This is a genomic window from Metabacillus rhizolycopersici (assembly GCF_020075705.1).
Genome location: NZ_JAIQUM010000040.1, coordinates 21,078 through 33,235, shown reverse-complemented (window position 1 = coordinate 33,235; position 12,158 = coordinate 21,078). Strand labels below are relative to the sequence as shown.

Here is a 12,158-nt window from a genome sequence, read left to right as displayed (position 1 = left end):
CTGAAATGAAAGGATGAATAATATGAAAGAAACAATTCGTACAGCTGTGTTGGGATTAGGAAGATTAGGATATTGGCACGCAGAAAACCTTGTCTCTAAAGTCAAAGGGGCTCAATTAGTTAGTGTAGTAGATCCTCTTGAAGGAAGAGCGGAGCAAGTAGCAAGAGAATTAGGTGTTGGAAGCTGGTCTCAAAATCCTAATGATATATTCGAAGATGATAGTATTGATGCTGTTGTGATCGTCACACCAACAAGTACTCATGCAGATATGATTTCACGTGCTGCAAGGCATGGTAAACATATATTTGTAGAGAAGCCGTTAACACATACTTTAGATGAAGCGGATGATGTGATCAAAGTCATTGGTGAAACGAATGTTTCATTGCAAGTTGGATTTATGAGACGATTTGACCCAGCATATGCAGAAGCGAAAAAGAGAATTGCAGCTGGTGATATTGGCACACCGATTTATTTTAAAGGTGTAAGCCGAGATGGAAACGTCCCACCAGAAGAGTTCATCAAGCATAGTGGCGGAATCTTTTTAGATATAGCTATACATGACTATGATATTGCCCGTTATTTAATGGGGCAAGAAATAGCCTCTGTTACATCAACAGGTAATATTTTAATGAATTCAAATAAGTTTATGGAAAAATATAATGATGTTGATCAAGCGATGACATATTTCACTTTTGATTCAGGTGCTGCAGGAGATATTGAAACGATGCGAATTGCTCCTTATGCATATGACATCAGAGGTGAAGTAGTTGGGACAGAAGGATCGATTCAAATTGGTTCAATGAGATACCATGATGTAAAAGTATTAACATCTAAAGGCAGTACACATGATTTAATCTCTGATTTTCCAACACGATTTAAAGATGCTTATTTGCTGGAAATGGTTCACTTTATCGATAGCTTACGTAAAGGGACAAAACCTATTTGTACAGAAATCGATGGAAAGGCAGCGTTAGAAATTGCTTCGGCTGCTACAAAGTCTTTTATAACAGGTGAGACAGTCGAGTTAAATAATAAATTGCTAACACGATAAAACGAATAATAAATCGTTATTACTCAGTTTTGAGAAAAAGTTCTTTACTAAACTAGACTTTACTTTGCAATAAATAGAAGTTTTATAGTTATAGTAAAGAACTTTTTTACCTTTATTTAATTCTGAATATTCAATTAAATTTGCAAAAAATGTCTCTAAGAATATGTCATTTGCTAAGTCATAATAGCCTATAGATATATCAAATTTTAATAATCAATTCTTATAAAGAAAGGGGAAATTGGTATTAATAATCAGGCAAACCCAAATTCGTTTTTACGGACTATTATCTTAGTGTCAACACTTGGTGGGCTCCTATTTGGATATGATACTGGTGTTATTAACGGTGCTTTACCTTTTATGTCTGAATCATTCAATCTCAACTCATTTACTGAAGGTCTCGTTGCGAGTTCACTTCTTTTGGGAGCTGCTTTTGGTTCAGTATTCGGCGGCAAACTATCAGATTATATCGGTCGTCGTAAAAATATTCTTTATCTTGCACTACTGTTTTTGATTACCACATTGGGATGTACTCTTGCTCCGAATGTAACTGTTATGGTTATCTGTCGTTTTTTATTAGGCGTTGCTGTAGGAGGAGCGTCAGTAACTGTTCCGGCATATTTAGCGGAAATGTCACCTGTGGAGAGCCGGGGACGAATGGTTACCCAGAATGAACTGATGATCGTTAGTGGGCAGCTATTAGCCTTCGTTTTTAATGCCATCCTTGGTAGCACAATGGATGACAACCCGAATGTTTGGCGTTACATGTTAGTCATCGCAGCACTTCCAGCAATTTTATTATTTCTTGGTATGCTTAAAATGCCAGAGAGTCCACGTTGGCTTGTATCAAAAAAGAAAAATGAGGATGCTCTCGTTGTTCTCCAAAAAATCCGTAGAGAGGATCGCGCCAAATCAGAACTGAGGGAGATCCAGACAGCTTTTACGGAAGAGACAGAGACAAAAAAGGCAAATTTTATTGATATGATAGCTGTCCCGTGGGTGCGCCGCATTTTATTTCTAGGGATCGGAATTGGTGTAGTGCAACAAATTACAGGTGTAAACTCTATCATGTATTATGGTACTCAAATTCTTAAAGATGCTGGATTTCAAACAAAGGCAGCACTTATCGGAAACATTGCCAATGGTGTAATATCAGTTTTAGCAACTTTTGTCGGAATCTGGCTTCTTGGTAGGGTTGGGCGTCGACCAATGCTGTTGACTGGACTAATCGGTACAACGACAGCACTTCTGCTCATCGGAATATTACCACTGATTTTTGAAGGTTCTCCGGCACTTCCGTATATTGTGCTTACCTTGACAGTCACGTTTCTTGCCTTTCAGCAGGGAGCTATTTCACCTGTAACATGGCTAATGCTTTCAGAAATATTCCCATTACGGTTGAGAGGTCTCGGTATGGGTATTAGTGTGTGTGGCTCCTGGATAGTAAATTTCTTTGTTGGTCTGACATTCCCAATTTTACTGGATAAAATTGGATTGTCCACAACATTTTTCATCTTTGTAGTACTGGGACTTGTCGCACTGACATTCGTGAAGAAATTCTTGCCAGAAACAAAAGGGTTTACACTTGAGCAGCTTGAACGGAACTTTCGGAAGTATAATGATCGCAGTGACAAGGTATCAAGTAAAAATGAAGTTGTATAAAGAAGCTAAAGGAAATGTATTCTACTGTTTAATGACAAGTACTTACTTCTAAAAAAATTTAAAAGGAGAAATAAACATATGAAATTATCATTCAATCAGACGCTTAGGCAATCTAGTCTAGAAAATGATTTACAGCTTTGTGAAAAGCACGGTTATGATGCAATTGAATTACGTTTAAGCTTTATAAAAGACTATTTGCAAAATCATTCTATCGATGAACTTGCAACATACTTTCAACGTCACCACATAAAACCTCTTGCGCTGAATTCACTTGAATTTGTGACATTTTGTAATGAAAAGGATTATAGTCAAATAAAAGCAGATTTAGCCTTTCTTTGTGAAGTTGGCAATAAAATCGGTTGTGATACCATTGTGGTCGTTCCTTCGTTTAATATTGGTGATTATACGATGGAGGAAATAAAGAAAGAGTCAGTTCGTGTGTTAAATGATTTAGCAGATTATGCAGAACAAGCAAATATGCGGTTGGCTTTTGAATTTGTCGGTCATCCTGACTGTAGTGTTAATACATTCGACCAATGTGAAGATATTATTAATGAGGTAAATCGAGAGAGTGTTGGAATGGTGTTAGATATTTTCCACTTCCATTCACTAGGTTCAAATATTGAAGACCTAAGAAATTTTGATCCAAACAAAATTTTTGTCATACACATTGATGATGCCGATGATTTTCCACGTGGATATTTAAAAGAGAATATACATCGTTTATTTCCTGGAGATGGTGCAATTAATCTAGATCTAATTCTCTCTACACTAAAGGAAATTGGTTATCATGGTGCAGTATCTGTTGAGTTATTTAGAGAAGAATATTACACATGGGACCCAGAAAAATTTATTAAAGTTTCAAGGGAGAAAACAGCTGAAGTTGTAGGAAAACACTTTACTGTCGCAACACAGGCTTAAAGGATTTCTAATCATGGAGTAGTCGGAATTATTAAAGAATTGACTACTTCTATGTTTCCCTTTGCAGAATGACTCTTGAAGGCTCACGGCTTTTCTCTCAATTACATTTTTAAGTCCTCTGATGTGTGGACGCCTATTGAAAAGTATTCATATGATCTAGTAATAAAATATAAATTGAAATATTATAACTCACATCAAGTTATCTACAAATAACCACCTCCAGACCGCACATCTAGTATATTCATAAACTACCTTTTTATAGTTAGACATCACGATTACAATTTAGATTAAAGTAAGTGCTCTTCTAAGAAATTTTTGAGGTTCATTCGAGCTTCTAATAAATGGATGACTTCAAAACATTTTGATGTTTTAGTTGAAGCTTTTCAAGGTTTGGCAACAGTTTATTCTAGCATTTAATAGACCTTATAATGTAAGCGTTTTAATCGTAAGTGTGAATCATTTTTCGAAGGTGGTGATGCATTAGGTACATATTTACAAAAATGAAAAGCTTAAATTTAAAAACAATCATGAGGGGTGGAATCCTATGGTATTGCTGGAAATGAAAGATGTTAGTAAATCCTTTTCTAGTGTAAAAGTCTTGCATAATATCAGTTTAGAAATTCAAAAAGGCGAAGTCCACGTGCTACTAGGGGAAAATGGTGCAGGAAAATCTACAATTATTAAAATTTTAACCGGAGCCTATTCTAAAGATACAGGCGAGATTAAGTGGGAAGGACAAAAAGTAGATATCATCCAACCTAAAGATGCTATCGACATTGGCATCGCAACGATTTATCAAGAACTAAACCTAATTCCTCAACTGTCGATCGCGGATAATATCTTTTTGGGTCATGAACAAAAAAGGGGCAATCGTTTTTCTCTTCTGGACCGTGCGCATATGAAGGAAGAAGCGAAAAAATTAATGCAAAGACTAGGTCAAAAAGTAAATCCTGATGAACTAGTAGGGAATTTGGGTGTAGGACAGCAGCAATTAGTCGAAATTGCAAAGGCACTTTCGTTAAATGCCAAATTAATCATTATGGATGAACCAACTGCTAGTTTAAGTGGTCAGGAAGTTGAACAATTGTTATCTACTGTTGAAAAGTTACGAGAACAAGGAATGACGTTTGTCTATATTTCTCATAGATTAGAAGAAATTAAACGTATTGGTGATCGAATCACAGTTTTAAGGGATGGTACTAAAATTACTACCGTACCAGTAAAGGATACTTCTGTAGATCAAATGATTGAATTAATGGTAGGGCGTTCCCTTGATCAAAAGTATCCGAAAAAAGTATTTAAGCGAGGGGAAGAAGGATTAAAGGTAAAGAATCTTAAACTAAAAGACTCACCAAACGAGATAAACTTTACTGCTTATCAAGGAGAAATTCTTGGTATATCTGGATTAGTTGGAGCAGGAAGATCTGAATTAATGAGAGGAATATTTGGCGCTGATTCGATTGATTCAGGAGAAGTTTATATCTTTGGTGAACGGAAAGTTATTCGGAAGCCTCAAGATGCTATTAACGCTGGAATTGCATTCATTACAGAAGATCGAAAAGGAGAAGGGCTTTTCCTAGATCAGACTCTTATCTTCAATAAAACAATTGCTAAATTGAAAAGGGTCAAGGGAAATGGGCTTATCAGTTATAAAAAACAAAAAGAAGTAGCAAATAAATATGTAGATGATCTAAAAATCAGGCCCAATAATATTCATCTTTTAGCTCGAAATTTAAGTGGTGGTAATCAACAAAAGGTAGTCATTGCAAAATGGTTATTCACTCAAGCAAAGGTTTTTATATTTGATGAGCCGACCCGTGGTATTGATGTTGGTGCAAAGGTTGAAGTATATAACCTTATCAATGAACTGGTTGAAGCAGGGGCTTGTGTCATTATCGTTTCCTCTGAGCTTCCAGAAATTCTAGGCATGTGTGATCGTATTCTGGTTATGCACGAGGGAAAAATAACAGGTGATTTAAAACGGAAAGAAGCCAATCAAGAAGTTATTATGAAAGCTGCGACGGGAGGATGATGAACTATGCAAGAACGTTCAATTCAATTAGAAACAAAAACAAACACAAACACTGTAGTAAGAAAAGGATGGAATTGGAAAATAATTGTTAACAAATTTGGTGCATTGTTTGGGTTAGTTGGATTATGTGTCATTCTTTCGATTCTTACACCTAGTTTTTTGAAAGCTGACAATTTAATGAATATAGCACGTCAATCTTCTATTAATGCATTGTTGTCCTTAGGAATGTTATTACCTATTTTAACAGCTGGTATTGACTTGTCAGTTGGATCAATTTTGGCCTTTGCAATCATTAGTGCTGGTATGGTAACAGTAACGTGGGGAATGAGTCCAGTGTTAGGAATTCTAGTTTGTCTTGTGATCGGGGCATTGGCAGGATGGCTAAACGGAATCTTGTTAACTAAATTACGTTTACCTCACCCGTTTATTTCTACATTGGGAACGATGAATATGTTCCGTGGACTAGCTTTAATTATTACAGGTGCTTCACCTATTTTTGGTTTTTCATACGCTATGAACTTTGTTGGTCAAGAAAACGTTGGTATTATTCCTGTTAGCTTTTTGTTGGTGATTTTGATTTATGTAGCTTTCCATATCTTTTTAACCCGTACTTCAACTGGTAAATATATTTATGCAATAGGCGGTAATAAGGAAGCAGCCCGACTTGCTGGTATTCCTGTCGACCGGGTTTTAATTCTAGTTTATACATTAAGCGGTTTAATGGCTGGATTAGCTGGACTTGTATTAATCGGACGAACAAATTCTGCATCTCCTATAGCTGGTTTATCGTACGAATTAGATGCAATCGCAGCAGTAATTATTGGCGGAGCAAGCTTCTTTGGTGGTGTTGGTACGGTATGGGGAACTTTAATTGGGGCTTTGATTATTGCCGTTCTACGTAATGGTCTAAATTTACTAGGAACCTCTTCTGATTTGCAAACAATTATTATTGGATTAGTCATCATAGCAGCAGTATATGTCGATGTGCTTCGTCGTAGATCATCTAAAAAATAATTGAAGTGAAGAGACAGAAGGATCTGTAATGATTGAAAAGTAATTTGGAATTTCATTTCCTTTTAGAGGGGGAAGAAACATGTTGAACTATTATAAAAAGATTCTATTAATCTTAACTGTGTTTGTTCTAGCTGTATTATCTGCTTGTTCTAACAGCGATAAGGGAAATAGTGCAACAGAAGCTAATGGTTCTGAAGATAGCTATGAATTTGGAGTTGTATTAATGTCACTAAATAGTGAATATTGGAAAATCGTGATGGCTGGTGCAGAAGATGCAGCTAAAGAACTTGGTGTTGATGTTCAATTTTTTGGACCACCTGAGGAAGCACAATATGAACAACAAATTAAAATGGTGGAAGATCTGGTTGTCTCTGGTGCGGACGCGATAATCGTAGCACCGAGCCAGGCTGATGCGATTATTCCTGCTTTAAATAGCGCAGATCAACAAGGTGTTCCGATTGTTCTCGCAGATGCTGATGCAGAATTTGAAAAGAAAGTTTCTTTCATTGGGACTGAGAATTTTGATGCAGGAAAGCTTGGAGGAGAATTTGTAAGTGAACAGCTTGACCTTAAAGATGGTGATAAAGTAGCCATTATTCGCGGGCAATTAGGAAGTAAGACACACGATGACCGTACAAATGGATTCAAGGGAGCGATGCAAGGTGAAAATATTGAATTTATCGTTCAAGACGCGAAAAGTGATCGTGTACAGGCGGTTAACGCGATGGAAAATATTTTGACAGCGAATTCTGATATTAAAGCTGTTTTTGCAACCTCAGATGAAATGGCGTTAGGAGCGATTCAAGCTCTCGAAAATAAAGGGAAAACAGATATTCCGGTTATTGGATTTGATGGTACACCAAATGGCCTCGATGCACTAAAAAACGGTAAAATGCTAGCGAATATTGCACAGAAACCTTATGAAATTGGTTATCAAGCTGTAGAAACTGCTTACAAAGCAAAACAAGGAGAAGAAGTTGAGAAAAGAATTGATTCTGGTGCAACTGTGATCACTAAAGAAAATGTAGAAGAAACAATTAAGGAAATTAATGGATACCTTGGAAAATAGTTATTGGAGGAATTGTTATGAAAAGAAAAGGAATTCTAGCAGTATTTACACTGTTTACGCTTGTTTTATTCCTTGTAACAGGGTGTGGACAAGCGAGTCAAGAAGCAAATGGAAACAAGGAAGAAGGAAGCAAAGACGATAGTAGCAAACCGAAAGTTGCTGTTGTATTAAAAGGGTTAGATCAAGAATATTTTAAACTGGCTGAAAAAGGTGCGAAACAGGCATTTAAAGACTTTGATGTAGATGGGACATTTCTTGCAGCTACTACTCAAACAGAAACGGAAAAGCTAATTAATATTCTTGAAGATTTAATAAATGAAGAGCCAGATGCATTAGTTGTAATGCCAAGCACTGAAGCAGCCATTCCAGTTCTTGAAAGGTATAAGGAGAAAAATATTCCAGTTCTTCTTATAGATACTGACTTAAACTGGGATGGAAAAACAACGTACATTGGTACTGACAACTATACAGCAGGACAGGAAGCTGGCAAGTTCCTGGCTTCTAAATTATCAAAAGGTGATGAAATTGCAATTCTTGAAGGGGTATTAGGAACAGATGTAAGTGAGGAACGGGTAAAAGGTGTAAAAGATGTTATGGAAGAAAAGGGAATTAAAGTTGTTGCTTCACAAGCAGCAGATTTTGACCGTGTTAAAGCTGTTACTGCAATGGAAAATATTTTAACGGCTAATCCAGATATTAAAGGTGTTTTTACAGCAAATGATGAAATGGCTATGGGAGCTTTAAAGGCGGTAAAATCTCGTAATCTAGAAACTCCAATAATTGGTATCGATGGGACGAGCGACGCTTTAGAGTCGATAAGTAATGGGGGAGTATCGGCTTCTGTAGCCCAAAAACCATATGATATGGGATATAAAGGTGTCGAAAATGCTTTAAAAGCAATCAATGGGGAATCAGTTGAGAAAAAAATTGATAGCAGTATAGATGTTATCACGAAGGAAAACGCTTCAGAAACCTTAAAGCAAGTGAAAGATATATTAGGTAAGTAATCTCTAGCATTACATGTGAAAGTGCGGTTGATAAACACATTCCGCACTTTCTATCCTTTATATTATGGAAGTTAATTAAAGAATAGTTGTCCTTCTGATTATAAGTTTGCCACAATATTTTCAAATATGTTTTTGATTTTGTCTCATATGCTTAACAATTACAGATAACCTGATTAAAAATTCATATTCAATTAAGGAGGAGTAAATATGTTAGCAGGTGTATTTGAAAAAGTAGGAAGTCTAGCTATACAAGAAAAGGAAGTACCAACTTTAAAGTCCGAACTAGACGTAAAAATTAAGGTACTAGCAGCTAGCATTTGTGGAACAGATGTTCATATTTTATCAGACCCCCCAGGTCATCCAGCGACAACTGGGGTTATTCAAGGCCATGAATATATGGGAGAAGTAGTTGAAATTGGCAAAGAAGTAAAGAATGTCAATGTTGGTGATCAGGTAATTGTCGACCCTACTACTACTTGTGGTTCTTGTCATTATTGTCAAATTGGTAAACCGAACATGTGTGAAAATAGTTCTACTCTCGGGATTTTTCTTGATGGCGGCTGGGCTTCATATAGTGTTGTTCCTTCGAAAAATTTATTTAAAATTTCAAAAGAAATTGCCCCTGAAATAGCTGTGTTAGCTGAACCACTATCATGTGTTATCCATGGGAGTGAAAGAGTAAATGTTCAGCCTGGCGACAGTGTTGTCATTGTAGGTGCTGGTCCGATGGGACAGCTGTTTACACAGGTATTAAAAGCTGCGGGTGCAACAAAAGTCATCTGTGCTGATTTTTTAGACTATCGACTAGACTATGCAAAAAAATCTGGAGCTACTCATGTTATTAATCCAAAGAACAAGGATCTCATAAAAGCTGTAAGAGAAATAACAGAGGTTGGTGCAGATGTAGTCGTCGATTGTGTAGGTGCATTATTTGACCAATGCATGTCACTAGTTCGTCATGGTGGACAGATTCTTTTAGTAGGTATGAACGAACATGCGAACCCGCAAATTAAACAATATGATCTTACAAAAAATGAAATCACTGTTAAAGGAACTTATATTCAAAATTATGATTTCCCAAAAGTAGTTAAAGTTTTGGAATCAAATTTATTGAATCTTGAAAGTTTAATTACGCATAAAATTTCTTTAGATAAAATAAGTGAAGGAATCGATACAATGAGAAAAGGAGAGGCGATTAAAATAATCGTATATCCAGAGTGATAAACAGAACAAAAAAACTTGGAAAAAAATATAGAGATAGATGGTGAAAATTTATTAAACTAGTTATTCATATAACAAGAATTATTTGAATCAACCAAAATTTATAATAAATAAGGAGCTAAAACAACATGAAAAAAATTCGCTGGGGAATTCTTAGTGCTGCAAATATTGCTTACGATCAACTTTTACCTGCTTTAAGACGTTCAGAACGTGCTGAGGTTGTTGCGATAGCAAGTAGAAGCGAGGGGCGTGCTGAGAGATTCAACATTCCAACTATTTATAAAGAATATGATCAGTTACTTGATGATCCTACAATTGATGCGGTTTACATACCATTACCTAATGCCTTGCATACAGAATGGTCTATTAAAGCAGCAATGAAAGGAAAACATATATTGCTAGAAAAACCTGCCGCGTTAACTTCGGCCGAAGTAAAAGACATCCAGACAGCTGTTTTAGAAAACAATGTGGTCTTTATGGAAGCATTTATGTATCAATTCCATAAACAGCATCAGCGAGTGAAAGAATTATTGAATTCAAATTATATCGGAGAATATCTTCATGTGAAGGCGCATTTTTCTTGGATGCTGGAAGACTCTAATGACATTCGCTTAAAGCCTGATCTTGGTGGCGGGGCACTATGGGATGTCGGCTGTTATGGTATCCATGCTATGAGTCAAATAATTGGCATGAAGCCAACCAAAGTAACGATGGCAGGAAAAATTCATCCAGAATATAAAGTGGATACATTATCTACTTGTATTTTTACAGATGATAAAGGACGAACAGCCGAGATTACTGCGAGTGTGGAGCTTCCTTTTATTAACCGATACGAAATTATCGGACCTAAAGGAACAATTTTAGTAGATTCATCCTTCCGTCCAGACGTATCACCTGATCATTTTGGAAAAATGATTGTAAAAGATCATAATAATCAAACGGTCTTATACGAAGCTTACGAAGATGATCAGTATTTAAATCAAATAGAGCATTTACATGATTGCATTATTAATGGCTTGCAGCCAAGGTATTCTATTGAGGACTCTTTACAGGTAATCCATTATATTGAAAAGGGCTATGAATCTTTAAATAACTCTTCTGTTAAACAAGAGTTACTATACTAATAAATCTATGAAAAGCATTCGTAGTTTCATAGTAATTTTCTTCTAAAATTAATCAAAATAACCCTATAGGGCTCGAACTTTTCCTCTAGGTCACATTTTTACTCCTCAGATGTTCGGGCCGCTTTTTCCGTGGGTGATCGTATTGTAATGTAATTCTAAGTGGTATTACAAATGACATCATGCTATCTACAGATTATCACTTCCAGAACTTCCTTTACTTCTAGAATTTTCATAAAACAAAACACTTTTATAGACCAACTAGGAAAGCGCCTTATTTTAAGTGCTTTAAGAGTTGATTTTTTCCTAAAATGCGCGGTTGATGTGCTACTAGAGGAACAAAGTGCAGGAAAATCGACAATAATTAAATTATTAACTGGGGACTATTCTAAAGATATAAATGTAACAGTTTGTAAAAAGGCAGGTGAACTTTTAGCCTCTATGCTTAGTCCTGGTGATAAAGTTACAATTCTTGAAGGTGTTTCAGGTACTCCAACTAGTGAACAACGTGTTAGTGGAGCGGAAAAAGGTTTGAAAAACGCAGGAATGAAAATTGCTGCATCACGAGCTGCTGATTCAAATAGGAATATGGCGGTTTCGGTAATGGAGAATATATTAACAGCCAATCCAGATCTAAAAGGAATATTTGCAATAAATGATGAAATGGCCCTCGGTTCTCTAAGGGCAATAAAAGCACAAAATAAAGACATACCAGTTATCGGAATAGATGGAATTACTGAAGCTGTTAAATCAATTAAGACTAAAGGTATGGAAGCTACTGTTGCTCAAAAACCATATGATATGACGTATACAGGTGTTGAGAGTGTTTTAAAAGTCATAAAAGGAGAATCTATTAATAAAAGAATAGATAGTGGATTTGACGTTATTACTGAAAAAAATGCTGATAAAACATTAGAAGAATTAACCAAATTGTTAGGAGAGTAATTTTCTTATATCGCATTATGAAAATAGGAGAAAAGCTGAGTATTAGTGGAATCAATAAATGTAGGGAATTGGAATTTGTTTACATGTAGGGGCTGAAAAACAATTTAAAAAGAAGGTG

10 protein-coding genes are annotated in these 12,158 nt (G+C 36.0%); all 10 read left to right on the top strand.

What is annotated here, in order from left to right:
* Window positions 1-22 precede the first annotated feature (22 nt).
* Complete coding sequence (locus tag K9V48_RS16675) at window positions 23-1,051, top strand: Gfo/Idh/MocA family oxidoreductase (protein ID WP_224140158.1); 1,029 nt, start codon at window positions 23-25, stop codon at window positions 1,049-1,051.
* Window positions 1,052-1,294: 243 nt separating this feature from the next.
* Window positions 1,295-2,710, top strand: a complete 1,416-nt coding sequence (locus K9V48_RS16670) for a sugar porter family MFS transporter (RefSeq protein WP_224140175.1) — start codon at window positions 1,295-1,297, stop codon at window positions 2,708-2,710.
* 78 nt (window positions 2,711-2,788) lie between these two features.
* Window positions 2,789-3,631, top strand: coding sequence for a sugar phosphate isomerase/epimerase family protein (locus K9V48_RS16665; protein ID WP_224140157.1), 843 nt, complete (start codon window positions 2,789-2,791; stop codon window positions 3,629-3,631).
* A 544-nt stretch (window positions 3,632-4,175) separates the two neighbouring features.
* A complete protein-coding gene (locus K9V48_RS16660) occupies window positions 4,176-5,663 on the top strand; it encodes a sugar ABC transporter ATP-binding protein (RefSeq protein WP_224140156.1) in 1,488 nt (495 codons plus the stop codon).
* 6 nt (window positions 5,664-5,669) lie between these two features.
* On the top strand, window positions 5,670-6,677 hold the full coding sequence (locus K9V48_RS16655) for an ABC transporter permease (protein ID WP_224140155.1): 1,008 nt from the start codon (window positions 5,670-5,672) through the stop codon (window positions 6,675-6,677).
* Window positions 6,678-6,756: 79 nt separating this feature from the next.
* A complete protein-coding gene (locus K9V48_RS16650; RefSeq protein ID WP_224140154.1) occupies window positions 6,757-7,746 on the top strand; it encodes a sugar ABC transporter substrate-binding protein in 990 nt (329 codons plus the stop codon).
* Window positions 7,747-7,763: 17 nt separating this feature from the next.
* On the top strand, window positions 7,764-8,753 hold the full coding sequence (locus K9V48_RS16645) for a sugar ABC transporter substrate-binding protein (protein WP_224140153.1): 990 nt from the start codon (window positions 7,764-7,766) through the stop codon (window positions 8,751-8,753).
* 207 nt (window positions 8,754-8,960) lie between these two features.
* A complete protein-coding gene (locus tag K9V48_RS16640) occupies window positions 8,961-9,974 on the top strand; it encodes a zinc-dependent alcohol dehydrogenase (RefSeq protein WP_224140152.1) in 1,014 nt (337 codons plus the stop codon).
* Window positions 9,975-10,102: 128 nt separating this feature from the next.
* Window positions 10,103-11,098, top strand: a complete 996-nt coding sequence (locus K9V48_RS16635) for a Gfo/Idh/MocA family protein (protein WP_224140151.1) — start codon at window positions 10,103-10,105, stop codon at window positions 11,096-11,098.
* Window positions 11,099-11,269: 171 nt separating this feature from the next.
* Window positions 11,270-12,040 (top strand): sugar ABC transporter substrate-binding protein, encoded by a 771-nt coding sequence (locus K9V48_RS16630; RefSeq protein ID WP_224140150.1) that lies wholly within the window; start codon window positions 11,270-11,272, stop codon window positions 12,038-12,040.
* The last annotated feature ends 118 nt before the right edge of the window (window positions 12,041-12,158 follow it).